Origin of the sequence: Microbacterium sp. NPDC078428 (genome assembly GCF_044542535.1) — a bacterium.
GTDB lineage: Bacteria > Actinomycetota > Actinomycetes > Actinomycetales > Microbacteriaceae > Microbacterium > Microbacterium limosum.
In genome coordinates this window covers 710,524-727,843 of record NZ_JBITUP010000001.1, presented here as the reverse complement: position 1 = coordinate 727,843, position 17,320 = coordinate 710,524, and the positions used below count along the sequence as shown (strand labels likewise).

Below are 17,320 nucleotides of genomic sequence, written 5' to 3'. Positions count from 1 at the left end.
TAGATGACCGACACCGTGCAGACGACCCACGGGCCCGTGCGAGGCGGCGGCGACGGGCAGGTGCGGTGGTGGAAGGGCATCCGTTACGCAGCCGCCCCCGTGGGCCCGCTGCGGTGGCGGCGCCCGCAGCCGCCGGCGGCATGGACGGAGCCCGCCGACGCGACGGCCTTCGGGCCGGCGCCCGTGCAGGCGCACACCCCGGCCATACGCCTCCCGGAGGACGTCTCCCTCAGCGAGGACTGCCTCACGCTCAACGTCTGGGCGGGCGAGAGCATCGCCCCCGGCGAGCGCCGCCCCGTCGTCGTCTGGGTCCACGGCGGCGCCTACATGTTCGGGAGCACGTCGCAGCCCCTGTACGACGGGCGCTCCCTCGCGGCCACCGGCGAGATCGTGCTGGTGACGATCGGCTACCGCGTCGGCGCGATGGGCTTCCTCGACCTGTCGCGCTTCGCCGACGCCGACGAGTCGTTCGAGCCCAACGTCGGCCTGCACGACATCGTCGCGGCGCTGCGCTGGGTGCAGCACAACATCGCGGCCTTCGGCGGCGACCCGGATGCCGTGACGCTCGCCGGGGAATCGGCGGGGGGCGGAATCGTCACGACCCTCATGACGGCCCCCTCGGCCCGCGGTCTCTTCCACCGGGTGATCGCGGAGAGCTCCCCCGCCACGAGTGTCTACGATCAGGATCGCGCCGAGCGCGTCACTCGCCATGTGCTCGACGAACTGCACCTCTCCCCCACCGACATCGGCCGTCTGCGTGACATGCCGGCGGAGACCCTGACGGCGGCGGCGATGAGCGTGTTCGCCTCGACGCCGGCGTCGGACCCGGGCACGTTGGCCTTCACACCCATCGTCGACGGTGACCTCATCCCCGAGCATCCCGTCGACGTCTTCGCCCGCGGCGGCGCGAACCCGGTTCCCTTGCTGATCGGCACGAACCGCGACGAGACCGCCCTGTTCACGATGATGAAGTCGCCGCTCATGCCCGTCAGCCCCGCGGCGATCCAGGAGATGACCGCCCACCTGCGCGCCGAGCGCCCCGAACTGAGCGACATACCGACCGACGCCGAGATCCAGGCGGCCTACTCGGGGCTGCGCTCGAAACAGCGGGGTCCGGCGATCTCACGCGACCTCGGTTTCCGCATGCCGACCCTGTGGGTCGTGGAGGGGCACGCACCCGTCGCCCCGACGTTCCTCTACCGGTTCGACTGGGCCACACCGATGCTGCACCTGCTCGGCATCGGCGCGACGCACGGGACCGAGCTGCCCTACCTCTGGGGCAACCTGGTCGGTGGTCGGAAGGACATCACCTTCACGCTCGGCGGCCTGCGGACGGGCCGCGTGCTCTCCGCCCGCATCCAGGCGCGCTGGATCGGGTTCGCGACCCAGACGCAGCCGCACGCCGGAGAGGACCAGGCTCCCTGGCCCGCATACACGCGTGATCGGCGCGAAACGCTCGTGATCGACAAGACCGATCGGGTCGAGCCCGACCTCGATGCCCACCTGCGTGAGGCATGGGGCGACGAGGTGCTCTCGTTCACCTGAGCGCGTCGCGCGGTCAGGTGGCCTCGCTGTCGAACGGCGGCGGGGTCCCCGGCTCACGCGCGGGCTGCGCCTGGGCTCGCACCGCGGCCACCGGCGCGACGGGCGCGACCGCCGCAGCGGGGTTGGCGGACACGGGCTTGACCGCGGGGATCGGCGGGTCATCCAGCAGCGCCTCGCGGATGATGCGCCGGGGATCGTACTGGCGAGGGTCGAGCTTGCGCCAGTCCACGTCATCGAAATCGGAGCCCATCTCGTCGCGGACACGCATCTTCGCGCCCCGCAGGAACTCCCGCAGGCGCCCGAGGAGGTGCGCCAGACCCTCGGCGTACCGGGGAAGCCGCTCGGGCCCGATGATGAGCGCGGCGAGGACGCCGATCAGCAAGAGCTTCTCGATCGTCAGGCCGAAGAACATCTCCTCAGGGTACCGCCGCGCCTCCGGCCGCGGGCACGGATCGGGCCCTACGCTATGGGTCGGAGGCATGCGTGAGCGGACAGGAAGCGAACTGGCGGTACGCGACCGAACAGGTCGTCGAGCCTGACACGATCGCGCGCGCCCGCGCCGCATCGCTCGAACTCGGCATCACGCCCGTCGATGCCGCCGTCGGAGCGCAGGCGGCGGTACTGGCCGCCGCGAGCGGCTCGCTCAATCTCGTCGAGATCGGCACGGGCGCCGGGGTCTCGGGCCTGTGGCTCCTGCACGGCGCACCGCGCGGCATCCTCACGACGATCGATGCAGAACCCGAGCACCTCGCCGCGGCGCGCTCGTCGTTCCAGGACGCGAAGATCCCGTCGGCGCGGGCGCGATTCATCACGGGTCGCGCCGCCGATGTGCTGCCGCGCATGAATGAGTCGGCATACGACATCGTCATGATCGACGCCGACACGGAGCGCGTGCTCGAGTACGTCGAGCACGGCCTGCGGCTCGTGCGCGTGGGCGGGACGGTGCTCGTGCCCCGCGTCCTCCACGGGGGTCGTGTGGCCGACCCGGTGCAGCGCGACGCCGTCACGACGGCGTTCCGTTCGCTCATCCAGGAGACGCAGGGATCGCAGGCGGTGCTGCCGGCGCTCTCCATCGTGGGCGACGGCCTGCTGCAGCTGACGAAGCTCACCGAGTAGAAGCCGGCCGCACTCTCCACCGAGAAGGGCCGGTCCGCCACTGGCGTAACCGGCCCTTATGCCTGTCGTGAACCCTAGGCCGGGCCCACCACTCCTGAGAGCACGTCGTGAAGCTCCTTGGCCTCGGCGTCGTTGACCGAGACGACCAGGCGGCCGCCCCCTTCCAGCGGCACGCGCACGATGATGAGGCGCCCCTCCTTCACGGCCTCCATCGGTCCGTCGCCGGTCCTCGGCTTCATGGCTGCCATCTCGGGCCCCTTTCGTCGCGAAATCTAGCTGACTTAGTTTATCCTGCCCTCCCACCGGTATACCGCCGTCAGGGAATCTGCCAGAAGTTGCTCCCGATTCCGTACATGTTCCAGATCCACCACCACTGCCCGAGGAGACAGGCGCCGAGCACGGCGAGACGCCACGCGGTGCTGTGAGGCACGGCGAGCGCGCCGTAGAGCGGGGCCAGCGGGAAGAGCAGCCGGAACACGCTCGACTGGGGGAAGAACACGGCGAAGAGATAGAGGAGGTAGGACGCGGCCCACAGGCGCGGCACGACGCCGAGACGACGCACATGCGGTTCGAACAGCAGCAGCGCGGCGCTTCCGGCGACGATCGCCGCCAGGGCCACGTAGCCCCATATCTCGCCCACCCGCCACGTCGCGCCGAACCAGAACTGCGCGGCCTGGATCCAGCCCTCGAACGGCACGAAGGCGCCGGCATCCCCCACCCAGAGGCGCCGCCACGACAGCTCCGTCTCCAGGTAGCCCGTGGGGTCCCCCGTGACCGCACCGGCGATGAGGGGCCAGGACAGACCGGCCGCCGTGGCGAGCGCCCCGACACCCAGGATGTGCGCGATCTCTCCCGCGGACAACGGGTCGCGCGAACGCGAGAACCATCGCCAGAGCCCGACGAGCCCCAGCAGGAGGGCGAAGGCGAGCACCCCCGGGCGCACGTATGCCATCGCGAGCACGACCGGATAGAGGGGGAGGTACCGGCGCCGCTCGAGCAGCCGGATGCCGAGGAGGATGAGCAGCAGGAACAGCGACTCCGCGTATCCGACTTGGAACAGCAGCGCGAGCGGCCCCGCGGCGACGAACACGACCGACCAGGTCGCGGCGGTGCCGCCCAGGCGCTCGGCGAACATGCGGTACAGCACGAGACAGCAGAGATATCCCGCGACGAGGGCGATGAGGAACGCGCCCACGGCCCAGCTGCCGAAGGGGGCGCCCACGAGGCGGGCCAGGACGGGGAAGACGGGCATGAACGCCCACGCGTTCTGCACGACATCCCCGTTGTCGTCGCGCGGGAGATCGGTCGGGTAGCCCTCCACGGCGATGAGCCAGTACCACTGCGCATCCCACGCGAGCACGTAGGTCGCGAGGTCCGCTCCCCTGCCGAACCGTGAGCCCTCGGGCGAGAGCATCGAGGCGAGCATCAGGAAGCCCGACGTGAGCACCCGCGCGGCGAGGTAGACGATGGCGACCCGGACCGCGGGTCGCGCGAGGGCGCCCGCGAGGGTGGCCCCCGACGCGGACGCGGTCGCGCCCGTGTCGGTCAGGCCGCGCTCAGCCACGCCCGCAGGCCGCGCTCGACGGCCTCGATCTGCGCGACCGGGACCCGCTCGTCGTCGTGGTGCGCGAGGTGCGGGTCGCCGGGACCGTAGTTGACGGCGGGCACGCCCAGCGCCGAGAACCGCGCGACATCCGTCCAGCCGTACTTGGGGCGCGGCACGGCACCCACGGCGGAGACGAACTCCTGCGCGAGCGGCGCGTCGAGGCCCGGGCGCGCGCCGGCGGCGCGGTCCACGACCTCGAGATCGAAGCCGGCGAGCACGTCGCGCAGATGCTTCTCGGCCTGCTCGGGCGTACGGCTCGGGGCGAAGCGGAAGTTCACCTCCACCTCGCAGAGGTCTGGGATGACGTTGCCGGCGATGCCCCCGCCGATCCGCACCGCGTTCAGGCCTTCGCGGTAGTCCAGCCCGTCCACGGTGATGGTCTGCGGACGGTACTCGGCGAGCCGCGCGAGGATCGGCGCGGCGGCGTGGATCGCGTTCTCCCCGATCCAGGAGCGGGCGGAGTGCGCGCGCACACCGCGCGTGCGGGCGATGGCTCGCAGGTTCCCGTTGCAGCCGCCCTCCACCTCGCCGCCGGAGGGCTCGCCGAGGATCGCGAAGTCGGCCACGAACAGATCGGGGCGCGTGCGGCCGAGCCGGGTGAGCCCGTTCAGGTCGGCGTCGACCTCTTCGTGGTCGTACCACATCCAGGTGATGTCGGCCCGGGGCGAGACGAGCTCGGCGGCCAGACGCAGCTGCACCGCGACGCCCGCCTTCATGTCCACCGTGCCGCGCCCCCACAGCATCGGCACATCGTCCTCGACGATGTCGCGCGTGGGCAGGTTGCGGTTGATCGGGACCGTGTCGATGTGTCCGGCGATCGCGACCCGCTGGGCGCGGCCCAGCATCGTGCGCGCCACGATCGTGTCGCCGTCGCGGTAGACGTCGAGGTGGTCGAGGGCCGAGACGGCGTCGTGGATCGCATCGGCGAGCGTGGTCTCGTCTCCGGAGACGCTCGGGATGTTGCAGATCGTCCGTGTGAGCTCGAGCGAGGACAGGGACAGATCGAGCGGGCTCATGCGGCAAGTCTAGAAGCGACGCCCCGCTAGCCTTGACGTATGAGCGATGAACGGCACGTGTGGGGCGAAGGCCTCGCGACGATCTCCGAGAACGGGACGGTGCTCGACACCTGGTTCCCCAGTCCGCGCATCGGACGCGTGCCCCAGGGGCGCGACGCCTCGATCGTCTCCGACGAGCTGGACCGGCTCGCCGCGCCGGATGACCGCCGTGCGGTGTCGATCGAGGCGGTGACGGTGGAGATCTCGCTCGACGAGGCCCCGGCATCCACGTCCGACGCCTACCTTCGGCTCCACGCGCTCTCGCACCGGCTCGTGACGCCCAACGACGTGAACCTGGAGGGCGTCTTCGGGCACCTGCCGAACGTCGCCTGGACGAACGCGGGCCCCATGCACCCGGATGACGCGACGCGCCTGCGACCGCTGCTGATGCGCGACGGCATCCAGATCCAGGGCGTGGACAAGTTCCCCCGCCTCACCGACTACGTCACGCCGCCCGGGGTGCGCATCGCCGACGCCTCCCGCGTGCGCCTCGGGGCCTACCTCTCCCCCGGCACGACGGTCATGCACGAGGGCTTCGTGAACTTCAACGCCGGAACCCTCGGCGCGTCGATGGTGGAGGGGCGCATCTCGCAGGGCGTCGTCGTCGGAGACGGCAGCGACATCGGCGGCGGCGCCTCGATCATGGGCACGCTCTCGGGCGGGGGCACGCATCGCGTCTCGATCGGCGCTCGCACGCTGCTCGGCGCGAACGCCGGCATCGGCATCTCTCTCGGCGACGACTGCGTCGTGGAGGCCGGGCTCTACGTGACGGCCGGCTCGAAGATCCTCCTCGCCGACGAGCCCGCCACCGCCGACGGCAGCCCCCGCGTGGTGAAGGGCGCCGAGCTGTCGGGCGTGTCCGGCCTGTTGTTCCGGCGCAACTCGCTGACCGGTGCCGTGGAGGCCGTGCGTCGCTCGGGCGTCGGGGTGACGCTGAACGAGGCCCTGCACGCCTGAGGCCCCGGCCCGTCGGGGCGCAGCGGCCGCGGGTGCGATGTCGGAGGCTGGTTCTATAGTTTCGAACATGCATTCGAACCCGGTGTCGGCGTCCACCCCGTGGGGCGACGACGTGGATCTCGCCGCGCGGGAACTCGCGGAACGCTACGTCGCGGCAAGGCGGGCGGAAGCGGTGGCTCAGGCCGCGGTGGCGCGGGTGCTGGCGGAGGCGGCCGAGCTGGCGGCGTCGCGGGTGGCAGTGCTGCCCCGGGCGTCGGCGAAGGACGCCGAACTTCCGGTGCGGGCGGTGGCGGCGGAGCTGGCGGTCGCGGCGCGGGAGCCCGACGGGGCGGTGCAACGACAGATGGGCGAAGCGGCCGTGGTGGTGCGGGAGTTCCCGGCGGCGATGACCGCGTGGGGCGAGGGACGGATCGGGGCCCGGCACGTAAGGGTGATCACCGAACTCGGAACACCACTCGTGGATGTGGAGGCGCGGGCGGCGTTCGAGACGGAAGCCGTCCGACAGGCCGAAGGTATGACGCCCCGGCGACTTCGGGCCTCGTTGGCGCCGGTGGCGGAAGACCTGCAACCCGGTTCGCTGACCGAGCGGCACCGGGCCGCCCGGGAACGACGGGGCGTGTGGACGACCCTGCTCGAAGACGGCATGGGATCCCTCACGATCGTGCACCCGGCGGTGCTCGTGGACGGCATCCACGACCGGCTCACCCAACAAGCCCGAGCCGTGAAGAACCTCGACCCCACCGACACCCGCACCCTCGACCAGATCCGCGCCGACCTCGCCGCCGACATGCTCCTCACCTCCACCCCCAACGTCGAAACCGGGGAAGGACTGGCCGACGGATACGGCGGGCTCGGGGCGATCACCGCGATCGTCAACGTCACCGTCCCCGCCCTCACCCTCGCCGGGGTCACCACCGAACCCGGCGACCTGGTCGGGAAAACACCCATCGACGCCGACACCGCCCGGGAACTGGCCGCCCGAGCACCCGGATGGGACCGCATCCTCACCGACCCCATCACCGGAAGCGTCATGGCCGTCGACCGATACACGCCCACGGCGGAGATGAAACGGTACCTCCGCGCCCGCGACCGACACTGCCGCTTCCCCGGCTGCCGCCAGCCCGCCCACCGATGCGACCTCGACCACTCGATCGACTACGCCCACGGCGGGCAAACCTGCACCGGGAATCTTGCCCACCTGTGCCGAAGACACCACACGTTGAAAGGCGAAACGGCCTGGAAAGTCACCCAACACGGCGGGGGCGTGCTCGAATGGACCTCACCCGGCGGACTCACCTACACCGACCAACCACCCACACCACCACACGTACGATTCACCCCCGACGATCATCATGCGAACGCGCACGGCGAACCACCACCGTTCTGACGCGACCGCGAAACGTGCGCGCGGTCCAGATCGACGGAGTCGCGCTCGCTCAGACGACGCGAGAACACTGCACGGCACCGAAGCGGCTGCACGGCACCCAAGCGGGTGCACGGCACCGGAGCGTCGGGATGGCACGTGCGTCGCACGACGACGAAAGCCCGCGCACGCACCAGGAAGGCGAAGAGGGGATGCCGCGGCGGCATCCCCTCTCGCATCTTCCGTGGGCTCAGGCGCCCGGGTACCGGCGCTCCGTCGCCCCCGTGTAGAGCTGCTGCGGGCGGCCGATCTTGGTCTGCGGATCCTGCTGCATCTCGCGCCAGTGCGCGAGCCAGCCGGGCAGCCGGCCGATCGCGAACAGCACCGTGAACATGCGGGTCGGGAACCCCATCGCCTTGTAGATGACGCCGGTGTAGAAGTCGACGTTGGGGTACAGACGACGCTCCTTGAAGTAGTCGTCGCTGAGGGCGATCTCCTCGAGCTGCTTCGCGAGGTCGAGCAGCGGATCGCTCACACCGAGCGCCTCGAGCACCTCGTCGGCCGACTCCTTGACGAGCTTGGCGCGAGGATCGTAGTTCTTGTAGACGCGGTGCCCGAAGCCCATGAGCTTGACACCGTCCTCCTTGTTCTTGACGCGCTCCACGAAGCGCTCGACGCTCTCGCCGGAGTCGCGGATGCGCGCCAGCATGGCGAGCACCGCCTCGTTGGCGCCGCCGTGGAGGGGCCCGTAGAGCGCGTTGATGCCCGCCGAGATGGAGGAGAACTGGTTCGCCCCCGTCGAGCCGACGAGCCGCACGGTCGACGTCGAGGCGTTCTGCTCGTGGTCCTCGTGCAGGATGAGCAGACGCTCGAGCGCCCGCGTCATGACGGGGTTGACGTCGTAGATCTCGCTCAGCACACCGAAGTTGAGCTTGAGGAAGTTGTCGACGAAGCTCAACGAGTTGTCGGGGTAGAGGAAGGCCTGCCCGACGCTCTTCTTATGCGCGTACGCGGCGATGACGGGGAGCTTCGCGAGCAGCCGGATCGTGTTGAGCTCGACGTGCTCGGGGTTGTTGGGGTCGGACTCGCCCTCGTAGTAGGTCGAGAGCGCGGCGGTCGCGGCCGACAGCACCGACATGGGGTGGGCGGTCAGCGGCAGCGCCGAGAAGAAGCGCTTGAGGTCTTCGTGCAGCAGCGTGTGATGGCGGATGCGGTCATCGAACGCGGCCAGCTCGTCGGCGGTCGGGAGTTCCCCGTAGATGAGCAGCCACGCCACCTCGAGGTAGCTCGAATGCGTCGCCAACTGCTCGATCGGGTATCCGCGGTAGCGCAGGATGCCCTGGTCGCCGTCGATGAACGTGACGGCGGACTTCGTCGCCGAGGTGTTGACGAAGCCGTAGTCCAGGGTCGTGTGACCGGTCTGCTTCGTGAAGGTCGAGATGTCGACGCTCGGGACGCCATCTGTGCCCTGGAGCACCGGGAACTCGGCGGTCTTGCCGCCGAGGGTCAGGGTTGCCTTCTCGGGCTGCGAGACCGCATCGCTCACGGCGCCTCCTTGCGATTTGTCGTCGTCGGGGTGTCACCGCCGCGGGACGGGCGGCCGACCCTCCGCACCCGGCGATCGTGCGCCCAGGCTTCGGGTCCGGATGCTGCAGGTGGTGGCCCCGCGACATCCGCGCTCCTACAGCCTATCCTCAGGATCGGCCTACTCACGCACCCGCCAAGCCTGCGACCGATCGATGGTGGATATCTACGAAACGGCCGCGCGCAGGCGCTGCGCCGCCGCCGCGACCCGCTCGTCGGTGGCGGTCAGCGACAGCCGGACGTGCTGCGGGTGGTGCTCTCCGTAGAAGTGACCGGGGCCCGCGAGGATGCCGAGATCGGCGAGGCGCGCCATGCTGTCCCACGCGTCGCGGCCCTCGGTGACCCAGAGGTAGAGCCCCGCCTCGCTGCGATCGATGCGGAACCCCGCGGCCTCGACCGCGGGGCGTAGCGCGTCGCGCCGCGCGCGGTACAGCTCCTTCTGCTGCGCGACGTGGTCGTCGTCGCCGAGCGCGAGGGTCATCGCGTGCTGCACCGGCGCGGGAAGCATGAGCCCCAGATGCTTGCGGACGTTCGCCATCGTCGCGACGAGGTCGGCGTCGCCGGCGAGGAACGCGGCACGATAGCCCGCGAGGTTCGACTGCTTGCTGAGCGAGTACACCGCCAGCAGGCCGCCGAGGTCTCCGCCGGTCACCCGCGGGTCGAGCACGCTCGGAACCGGCTCGCTCGCCCACGGCCCGTCCCACCCGAGCTCGGCATAGCACTCGTCGCTCGCGACGACCGCACCGAGCTCGCGTGCGCGCCGCACGGCGGCCCGCAGCTCGCCGGTGCCCAGCACGCGCCCGTCGGGGTTGCCCGGGGAGTTCAGCCACACGAGGCGCGTGTTCGCCGGCCAGCGCGCGGGGTCATCCTCGGCCACGGCCACGGCGCCCGCGACGCGCGCGCCGATCTCGTAGGTGGGGTAGGCGGCGCGGGGGTGCACGACGGCGTCACCCTCGCCCACGCCCAGCAGCAGCGGCAGCAGCGCCACGAGCTCCTTGGAGCCGATCGTCGGCAGCACGTGACGCGCTTCGAGACCGGGTACGCCTCGGCGGCGGGAGAACCACGCGGCGATCGCCTCCCGAAGGGGCGTCGTGCCGATCGTCTGCGGATAGGCGTGCGCATCGGTCGCCTCGGCGAGCGCACGGCGGATGAGCGCGGGCGTCGGGTCGACCGGCGAGCCGATCGAGAGGTCGACGATGCCGCCGGCGTGCGCGCGCGCCCTCTCTGCGTAGGGCGCGACCTGCTCCCACGGGTAGTCGGGAAGGCCGGTGACCCCCACGGTCAGTGTTCCTGCGGCGGCAGCGCCTCGATCACCGGGTGGTCCTTGTGGATCACGCCGACCTTCGCGGCGCCGCCCGGCGAGCCCACGTCGTCGAAGAACTCGACGTTGGCCTTGTAGTAGTCGGACCACTCGTCGGGCAGATCGTCCTCGTAGTAGATCGCCTCGACGGGGCACACCGGCTCGCACGCGCCGCAGTCGACGCACTCGTCGGGGTGGATGTACAGCGAGCGTTCACCCTCGTAGATGCAGTCGACGGGACACTCGTCGATGCAGGCCCGGTCTTTCACATCGACACAGGGGAGGGCGATCACATACGTCACACGAGCAGTCTACGTGCCCGGCCGCAGCAGTCGCCCCGCGACGACACACAGGGCAATCGCGAGTCAGGACGAGGGGGTCGAGCGCGGGGCGGCGGAGGGCAGCTGCGGAAAGGCCACGACCATCACCGCGACGAGCGGGCACAGGATGGTCCAGATCGTGGCGGGAAGACCGGCGGGCGCGATGACCGAGCCTCCCGGCCCCTCCCCCGAGAAGACGACGATCGCCAGCGTCATGCCCGCGGTCGTCGCGATCGCGGCGCGGCGGTCGGTGAGCAGGCGCACCGCGAGCACGAGCGATCCGGCGCCGATCAGCGAAAGCACGAGCCCCACCGGCAGGATGCCGAGGGCCGACGCGTGCGCGACCGTTCCGACGACCCCGTAGACCGCCCCTGCGACGGCGGCGATCGCCCACATGCCCAGGCGTGCGGGGAGGGAGGGCTTCACGCCCCCGAGCCTACGCCGCTCACGCCGCCCACCCGGCCAGGCGCAGGAGCGCCGCCGTCACGGCCGCGGCAGCGACGACGACGAGGAAAGGCGCGCGGATCATGAGCAGACCGGCCGCGACGAAGAGGGCGGGGACCCGGGCATCCACCGCGATCGCCTGCCCCGCCCCGAGCGTCTGGACGGCCACGAGCGCGGACAGCAACGCCACCGTGAGCAGGTCGGCGATGCGCGCGGGCCGAGGCGCCTCCACCCACGAGGTCGGCAGGAGGTAGCCGACCGCCTTGAGGGCGACGCAGATGACGGAGGCGAGCAGCACGGCGGTCCACAGCGTCACGGCAGACCCTCCCGCTCGGGAACGTCTTCGGGCTCGCCCGGGGGCGTCGCGTCGCCGAGCCAGTTCGCCCAGCCCACCGCGATCGCCACGACGGCCGCGATGAGCACGGGCAGGCCCGGCATGAGCCCAGGGGTCAGCACGGTCGCCACGACCGCCGCGGCGGCGCCGACCGCGATCGCCTGCCGTCCGCGCAGGCGGGGCCACAGCAGCGCCAGGAAGGCGGCGGCCGCCGCGGCATCCAGGCCCCACGCGCGCGGATCGCCGAGCACGTCGCCGAGAAGCGCCCCCACGAGGGTCGTCAGGTTCCACCCGATGTAGATGGCGAAGCCCGTGAGCCAGAAGCCCAGGGTGCGGGCGCGGGGCGTGGTCTGGGCGAGCGAGACGGCCGTCGACTCGTCGATCGTGACGTGGGCCGCGGCCGCGCGTCGCAGGGCGCCGGGACCGATGACGGGAGACATCCTCATGCCGTAGGCCACGTTGCGCACGCCGAGCAGCCCCGCCGAGGCGATCGCGGCGGGTGCTGCGGCGATGCCGCCCGCGCCGATCACGCCGACGAACGCGTACTGCGATCCGCCCGTAAACATCAGCAGGCTCAGCACGCACGTCTGCCAGACGTCGAGGCCGGATGCCACGGCCAGCGCCCCGAACGAGACGCCGTACGCGCTCGTCGCCAGGGCGACGCTCAGGGCCTGGCGCCACGCCCGCCTCGCGTGGGGGTCCGCGGCGCCCACGGGGGAGGTGTCGGCGGGGCTCACTCGTTCGAGCGTACCGGGCCCGCACCGCCGCACCCGCCGGCCACCCGAAGTCCCGTGGACCGGCCGCGTTACGCTGGGGCCATGCCGGTTCCCTCCCGATCCGTCCGCATCGGCGCGGCCGTCGCCGCGCTCGCCGCGATGGCCGCGGTGGCCGGCTGCACCGCGGAACCGGAACCCCCCGTACCCGCGCCCACCGAGCCGCCGACCCTCGAGGAGGCGTTCGCCGGGCTGATCGACGCCCGGGGCGTGCCGGGAGGCGCGCTCGCGATCCGGCGGGGCGAGGACACCGAGGTCATCGCCCACGGAGACGCCGACGACGAGGGCACCCCCGTCACGGAGGAGACGGTCTTCGGCTACCGGAGCGTCACGAAGTCGTTCGTCGTGACGGTGCTGCTCCGCCTTGCCGAGGAGGGCCTGGTCGACCTCATCGTTCCCACGACCGCCCCCGAGGAGGGCGTGTCACCCGCCGACGCGACGCCGTGGGAGCTCGCGGCCATGACGGCGGGCACACCGAACTACTCCGCGCAGCCCGGCCTCATCGAGGAGATCACCGCGGACCCCGAGCGAGCCTGGGAGGACGACGACCTCTTCGACCTCGTGCGGGGCCTTCCCGAGTCGTTCGCGCCCGGCACGTCGTACGAGTACTCCAACACGAACACGCTGCTCGTCGGCGAGCTCGTCGCCGACGCTTCGATGGACACATGGTCGCAGGCGGTCGCGGAGCTCGTGACCGAGCCCCTCGGGCTCGAGAGCGTCGTCTACCCCGGCGACGGCGCTGCACCGGATGCCGCGGCCACACCGTTCCAGCTCACGGACGGCGCGGCCGAGCCGCTCCCCGCCGTCCGTGCGAGCGCGTTCTCGGCCGCGGGCGGACTGTTCGGCACGGCCGGCGACCTCGCCGCGTGGGCGCAGGCGCTCGGGACGGGCGCGCTGCTGGAGGACGAGACGTTCGAGACCCGCCTCTCGGCGTTCGGGCCCACGGCATCCGATCCGCAGAGCCCCGAGTACGACGAGTACGGCCTCGGGATCGGACGCATCGGCGACTGGATCGGGCACACCGGCAACGGCCTCGGCTACCAGGCCCTCGCGATGTACCACGCGGAGAGCGAGACCGCCGTGGCGATCCTGCTCAACGCGACGGGCGAGGACGGCGATCTGCCCGCCCACCTGCTCGAGGACCTCGAAGAGCTGGTGCTCGAGGCGCCCTGACGGGCGCGGCGGCGCTCAGCCCTGGCGCTTGAGGCGGGCCGTCGCGCGGGCGCGCTCGTTCGCGTCCAGGTTGACCTTGCGGATGCGGACGATCTCGGGCGTGACCTCGACGCACTCGTCCTCGCGCGCGAACTCGAGGCTCTCCTCGAGCGAGAGCTGGCGCGGCGGGGTCATCGATTCGAAGGAGTCGGAGGTCGAAGCTCGCATGTTCGTGAGCTTCTTCTCCTTCGTGATGTTGACGTCCATGTCGTCGGCGCGCGAGTTCTCGCCGATGACCATGCCCTCGTAGACCTCCTGCGTCGGCTGCACGAAGAACGACATGCGCTCCTGCAGGCCGATGATCGCGAAGGGCGTGACGACTCCCGAGCGGTCGGCGACGATCGAGCCGTTCTGGCGCGTGACGATCGGACCTGCCCAGGGCTCGTAGCCGTGCGAGATCGCGTTCGCGATTCCGGTGCCGCGGGTGGTCGTCAGGAACTCGGTGCGGAAGCCGATCAGACCGCGCGAGGGGACGACGAACTCCATCCGCACCCAGCCGGTGCCGTGGTTGGTCATGTTGTCCATGCGACCCTTGCGCGCGGCGAGCAGCTGCGTGATCGCGCCGAGGTACTCCTCCGGGGCGTCGATCGTCAGGTGCTCGAAGGGCTCGTACGTCTTGCCGTCGATCTGCTTGGTGACGACCTGCGGCTTGCCCACGGTCAGCTCGAATCCCTCACGACGCATGTTCTCGACCAGGATCGCGAGGGCCAGCTCACCGCGACCCTGCACCTCCCATGTGTCCGGGCGTCCGATGTCGACGACCTTGAGCGAGACGTTGCCGATCAGCTCGCGGTCGAGGCGGTCCTTGACCATGCGCGCGGTGAGCTTGTGGCCCTTGACCTTGCCGACGAGGGGCGACGTGTTGGTGCCGATCGTCATCGAGATGGCGGGGTCGTCGACCGTGATGGCGGGGAGGGGACGGACGTCCTCGGGGTCGGCGATCGTCTCGCCGATCGTGATGTCCTCGAAGCCCGCGATGGCGACGATGTCTCCCGGACCCGCGTCATCCGCGGGGTAGCGCTCGAGCGCCCGCGTCTTGAGCAGCTCGGTGATGCGGGCGTTGCTCGTGGTGCCATCGGAGCGCACCCACGCGACCGTCTGCCCCTTCTTGAGCGTGCCGTTGAAGACCCGGAGGAGGGCGAGGCGGCCGAGGAACGGGCTGGAGTCGAGGTTCGTGACCCACGCCTGCAGGGGCGCCTCGTCGTCGTAGGAGGGCGCGGGCACGTGCTCGAGGATCGCCTCGAAGAGGGGCTCGAGGTCGTCGTTGTCGGGAAGGGCGCCGTTGTCGGGGCGGTTGCGCGAGGCCGCGCCCGCGCGACCCGAGGCGTAGACGACCGGCACGTCGAGCAGTGCGTCGACATCGAGGTCGGGCACGTCGTCGACGAGGTCGGAGGCGAGGCCCAGCAGCAGGTCGTGGCTCTCCTCCTCGACCTCGACGATGCGCGCGTCGGGGCGGTCGGTCTTGTTCACCAGCAGGATGACGGGGAGCTTCGCCTCGAGCGCCTTGCGCAGCACGAAGCGGGTCTGCGGCAGGGGGCCCTCCGAGGCATCCACCAGCAGCACGACACCGTCGACCATCGACAGGCCGCGCTCGACCTCGCCGCCGAAGTCGGCGTGGCCCGGGGTGTCGATGACGTTGATCGTCACGGGCGACTCGGTGTGTGCGCCGTTGTACGTGATCGCCGTGTTCTTGGCGAGGATCGTGATGCCCTTCTCCCGCTCGAGGTCGTTCGAGTCCATCGCGCGCTCTTCGACGTGCGAGTGCTCGCCGAAGGAGCCCGTCTGGCGGAGCATGGCGTCGACGAGGGTCGTCTTGCCGTGGTCGACGTGGGCGACGATCGCAACGTTGCGGAGGTCGGATCGGAGGGCGCGCGCCATGACGGTGGTCCTTGCGTGGAGGGAGATGTCCGGAATTCCGGCCGTTCCAGACTACCGCAGGCCTCCCGAGAGGCTGCCGACGACCGGGAAGACGTCGAACGGGGCGGGACCCGGTGAAGGATCCCGCCCCGTTCGACGAGCGGATGCCGCGGATTACTCGGCGGCCCAGCCCACGAGGGTCCAGTCGATCGTCTCGAACTGCGTCGCACCGTAGTTGACCAGACCATCGGCGACCGCCCACACCTCGGGCAGCGGTGCGATCGGGAACATCGGCACGTAGTCCCAGATCGCCTCGTTGATCTCGTTCGCGATCTCGATGCGGGCCTGCGGATCGAGCTCGCTGTTCGCCCGGTCCCACAGGTCCCCGAGCGCCTCCTCCGTCGTGCCGGTGAAGTTCTGCTCCGAGTCGAGCGGGTAGAACAGCGGCTCCGCCGTCGAGATCGGGAACGCCGTGCCCACCCACGAGAAGGAGACCATCTCGAAGTCGCCGGGGATGACGTAGTCGCTGAAGTAGCCCGCGACGGGGACCGTGACGAGTTCGACGGGGATGCCGAACTCGCCGAGGTCGGCCTGCACCTGCTCGGCGCGCTGGATGTTCGTGGCGGTGTCGGCGGGTACGGTGACGGTCAGCTCGAGCGTCTCGCCGTCCCTGACCCACTCCTCGCCCTCCTGCGTGTAGCCGGCCTCCTCGAGGAAGGCGGCGCCCGCTTCGGGGTCGTAGGGCAGCGCGGCATCCTCGTAGCCCTCCTGGCCCGCCATGAAGATGTAGTCGCCCTGCGTGACGGCCGGCACCCCGACGGGCGTGTTGGCCGCGGCGGCGATCTGCTCGCGGTTCACGATCGAGGCGACGGCCTTGCGGACGTTGACGTCGGCGAGCGGACCGTCCGAGGCGTTCATGGTCACGTGGGTCCACGTGAGGCCGTTCGTCGCCTGGATGTCGGCCCCGTCGACGCCCTGGGCGCTCTCGTAGAGGTCGGCGTTGGAGGAGATGTACAGGGCGTCGATCTCGCCGTTGGCGAACGACGAGCCCTGCTGATCCTGGCTCACGGCCTGGAACAGGATGCGGTCGAGCTTGGGTGTCTCGCCCCACCACAGCGGGTTGCGCTCGGCGGTGACGATCTGGCCCGTCGTGTCCACGTTCGTGATGACGAAGGGCCCCGAAGAAGGCATGGCGGAGGTGAGGAAGCCCTCGTTGAACGCCGCCGGATCGCTCGCGACGCTCTCCTTGAGGACGCTCGTGAACAGACTCTGCCAGTCGGCATAGACCGATGAGAAGGTCACGACGACGTGGTATTCGTCATCGCCCTCCTCGATCGACTCGATCTGGTCCCACCCTGCGGTGGAGACGTTGATGAACTCCGCGTTCGAGCCGTTGTTGGCCTGCCAGGTCGCGACGTAGTCGGCGACGGTGATGGGCGTGCCGTCCTCCCAGACCGCCTCGGGGTTGAGTCGGACCTCCACGACCTGCGGGTCCTCGCTCGTGATCTCCGCGGATGACGCGTAGTCCTCGTTGAGGACGGGACTGCCGGATTCGTCGATCTTGATGGGGCCGCCGAGCGTCGTCTCGACGATGTCGTTGGTGTCGGACTCGTTGCCGTCGATCTGGTAGATGTTGAAGTTGACCGGCAGGGCGCTCACGGCGAGCGTGACGCTGCCGCCGTCCTGCACCTCGGAGGCGTCGGCGCGCACCCAGTCCGTCGAAGGAAGCTGCGTCGAATCGGTCGCCGCGTCGGTCGGGGCGGTGGTGTTGCCGGCGGTGCAGCCCGCGACGATGAGCGCGGTGGCGCCCAGCATCGCGAGGGATCCGAACGCCTTCGCGTTGCGCATTCTCAT

At 70.8% G+C, this 17,320-nt stretch carries 17 protein-coding genes; 5 read left to right on the top strand and 12 right to left on the bottom strand.

The features are described 5' to 3' along the window. The first annotated feature begins 3 nt into the window (after positions 1-3). Positions 4-1,545: a carboxylesterase/lipase family protein gene (locus ACIGCK_RS03445; protein WP_396663787.1), complete on the top strand. Its 1,542-nt coding sequence runs from the start codon at positions 4-6 to the stop codon at positions 1,543-1,545. A gap of 13 nt (positions 1,546-1,558) precedes the next feature. On the opposite strand, the gene ACIGCK_RS03440 is transcribed toward ACIGCK_RS03445, so the two are convergent. After that, entirely contained in the window at positions 1,559-1,957 is a 399-nt protein-coding gene (locus ACIGCK_RS03440) for a Sec-independent protein translocase TatB (RefSeq protein WP_396663785.1), read from the bottom strand. 71 nt (positions 1,958-2,028) lie between these two features. Between ACIGCK_RS03440 and ACIGCK_RS03435 the strand changes: the two genes are divergently transcribed. Then, positions 2,029-2,661, top strand: coding sequence for a class I SAM-dependent methyltransferase (locus ACIGCK_RS03435; RefSeq protein WP_330171382.1), 633 nt, complete (start codon positions 2,029-2,031; stop codon positions 2,659-2,661). 74 nt (positions 2,662-2,735) lie between these two features. Here the strand turns inward: ACIGCK_RS03435 and ACIGCK_RS03430 are convergent, their stop codons facing one another. The 3 genes from ACIGCK_RS03430 to dapE all read right to left on the bottom strand — a co-directional run bounded on the left by ACIGCK_RS03430 (position 2,736) and on the right by dapE (position 5,283). Continuing rightward, positions 2,736-2,909: a DUF3117 domain-containing protein gene (locus ACIGCK_RS03430; RefSeq protein ID WP_330171381.1), complete on the bottom strand. Its 174-nt coding sequence runs from the start codon at positions 2,907-2,909 to the stop codon at positions 2,736-2,738. A gap of 68 nt (positions 2,910-2,977) precedes the next feature. After that, the gene (locus ACIGCK_RS03425) at positions 2,978-4,225 is read right to left on the bottom strand and encodes a hypothetical protein (RefSeq protein ID WP_396663783.1); all 1,248 of its coding nucleotides are present in this window, start codon (positions 4,223-4,225) and stop codon (positions 2,978-2,980) included. Then, positions 4,207-5,283 carry a succinyl-diaminopimelate desuccinylase gene (gene dapE / locus ACIGCK_RS03420; RefSeq protein WP_396663781.1) on the bottom strand — a complete coding sequence of 359 codons (1,077 nt, stop codon included), beginning with the start codon at positions 5,281-5,283 and terminating at the stop codon, positions 4,207-4,209. Before dapE ends, ACIGCK_RS03425 begins: the two co-directional genes overlap by 19 nt. A 39-nt stretch (positions 5,284-5,322) precedes the next feature. On the opposite strand from dapE, the gene dapD reads away from it, so the two are divergent. Together dapD and ACIGCK_RS03410 are read left to right on the top strand one after the other, a co-directional pair. Beyond that, positions 5,323-6,279 (top strand): 2,3,4,5-tetrahydropyridine-2,6-dicarboxylate N-succinyltransferase, encoded by a 957-nt coding sequence (gene dapD / locus ACIGCK_RS03415; RefSeq protein WP_330171378.1) that lies wholly within the window; start codon positions 5,323-5,325, stop codon positions 6,277-6,279. Positions 6,280-6,346: 67 nt separating this feature from the next. After that, complete coding sequence (locus tag ACIGCK_RS03410; protein ID WP_396663779.1) at positions 6,347-7,666, top strand: DUF222 domain-containing protein; 1,320 nt, start codon at positions 6,347-6,349, stop codon at positions 7,664-7,666. Positions 7,667-7,892: 226 nt separating this feature from the next. On the opposite strand, the gene ACIGCK_RS03405 is transcribed toward ACIGCK_RS03410, so the two are convergent. The 6 genes from ACIGCK_RS03405 to ACIGCK_RS03380 all read right to left on the bottom strand — a co-directional run bounded on the left by ACIGCK_RS03405 (position 7,893) and on the right by ACIGCK_RS03380 (position 12,361). Then, positions 7,893-9,188: a citrate synthase gene (locus tag ACIGCK_RS03405; protein ID WP_396663777.1), complete on the bottom strand. Its 1,296-nt coding sequence runs from the start codon at positions 9,186-9,188 to the stop codon at positions 7,893-7,895. A 204-nt stretch (positions 9,189-9,392) separates the two neighbouring features. Then, positions 9,393-10,505: a succinyldiaminopimelate transaminase gene (gene dapC, locus ACIGCK_RS03400; RefSeq protein WP_396663775.1), complete on the bottom strand. Its 1,113-nt coding sequence runs from the start codon at positions 10,503-10,505 to the stop codon at positions 9,393-9,395. 2 nt (positions 10,506-10,507) lie between these two features. Further along, entirely contained in the window at positions 10,508-10,828 is a 321-nt protein-coding gene (fdxA, locus tag ACIGCK_RS03395) for a ferredoxin (protein ID WP_330171374.1), read from the bottom strand. Positions 10,829-10,891: 63 nt separating this feature from the next. Beyond that, entirely contained in the window at positions 10,892-11,272 is a 381-nt protein-coding gene (locus ACIGCK_RS03390; protein ID WP_396663773.1) for a DUF6113 family protein, read from the bottom strand. 19 nt (positions 11,273-11,291) lie between these two features. After that, the gene (locus ACIGCK_RS03385) at positions 11,292-11,606 is read right to left on the bottom strand and encodes an AzlD domain-containing protein (RefSeq protein ID WP_330171372.1); all 315 of its coding nucleotides are present in this window, start codon (positions 11,604-11,606) and stop codon (positions 11,292-11,294) included. Continuing rightward, complete coding sequence (locus tag ACIGCK_RS03380) at positions 11,603-12,361, bottom strand: AzlC family ABC transporter permease (protein WP_396663770.1); 759 nt, start codon at positions 12,359-12,361, stop codon at positions 11,603-11,605. The genes ACIGCK_RS03385 and ACIGCK_RS03380 overlap by 4 nt, the downstream gene beginning before the upstream one ends. Before the next feature lie 81 nt (positions 12,362-12,442). Between ACIGCK_RS03380 and ACIGCK_RS03375 the strand changes: the two genes are divergently transcribed. After that, a complete protein-coding gene (locus ACIGCK_RS03375; protein ID WP_396663768.1) occupies positions 12,443-13,570 on the top strand; it encodes a serine hydrolase domain-containing protein in 1,128 nt (375 codons plus the stop codon). A gap of 15 nt (positions 13,571-13,585) precedes the next feature. On the opposite strand, the gene typA is transcribed toward ACIGCK_RS03375, so the two are convergent. After that, a complete protein-coding gene (gene typA, locus ACIGCK_RS03370) occupies positions 13,586-15,487 on the bottom strand; it encodes a translational GTPase TypA (RefSeq protein WP_330171369.1) in 1,902 nt (633 codons plus the stop codon). Positions 15,488-15,640: 153 nt separating this feature from the next. Then, positions 15,641-17,320, bottom strand: coding sequence for an ABC transporter family substrate-binding protein (locus tag ACIGCK_RS03365; RefSeq protein WP_396663766.1), 1,680 nt, complete (start codon positions 17,318-17,320; stop codon positions 15,641-15,643).

Excerpts from the sequence above, each read along its gene's own strand:
- ACIGCK_RS03445 (WP_396663787.1), top strand. The coding sequence starts at position 4 with ATGACCGACACCGTGCAGACGACCCACGGGCCCGTGCGAGGCGGCGGC.
- ACIGCK_RS03440 (WP_396663785.1), bottom strand. The coding sequence starts at position 1,957 with ATGTTCTTCGGCCTGACGATCGAGAAGCTCTTGCTGATCGGCGTCCTC.
- ACIGCK_RS03430 (WP_330171381.1), bottom strand. The coding sequence starts at position 2,909 with ATGGCAGCCATGAAGCCGAGGACCGGCGACGGACCGATGGAGGCCGTG.
- dapE (WP_396663781.1), bottom strand. The coding sequence starts at position 5,283 with ATGAGCCCGCTCGATCTGTCCCTGTCCTCGCTCGAGCTCACACGGACG.
- dapD (WP_330171378.1), top strand. The coding sequence starts at position 5,323 with ATGAGCGATGAACGGCACGTGTGGGGCGAAGGCCTCGCGACGATCTCC.
- ACIGCK_RS03410 (WP_396663779.1), top strand. The coding sequence starts at position 6,347 with ATGCATTCGAACCCGGTGTCGGCGTCCACCCCGTGGGGCGACGACGTG.
- ACIGCK_RS03375 (WP_396663768.1), top strand. The coding sequence starts at position 12,443 with ATGCCGGTTCCCTCCCGATCCGTCCGCATCGGCGCGGCCGTCGCCGCG.
- typA (WP_330171369.1), bottom strand. The coding sequence starts at position 15,487 with ATGGCGCGCGCCCTCCGATCCGACCTCCGCAACGTTGCGATCGTCGCC.
- ACIGCK_RS03365 (WP_396663766.1), bottom strand. The coding sequence starts at position 17,320 with ATGAGAATGCGCAACGCGAAGGCGTTCGGATCCCTCGCGATGCTGGGC.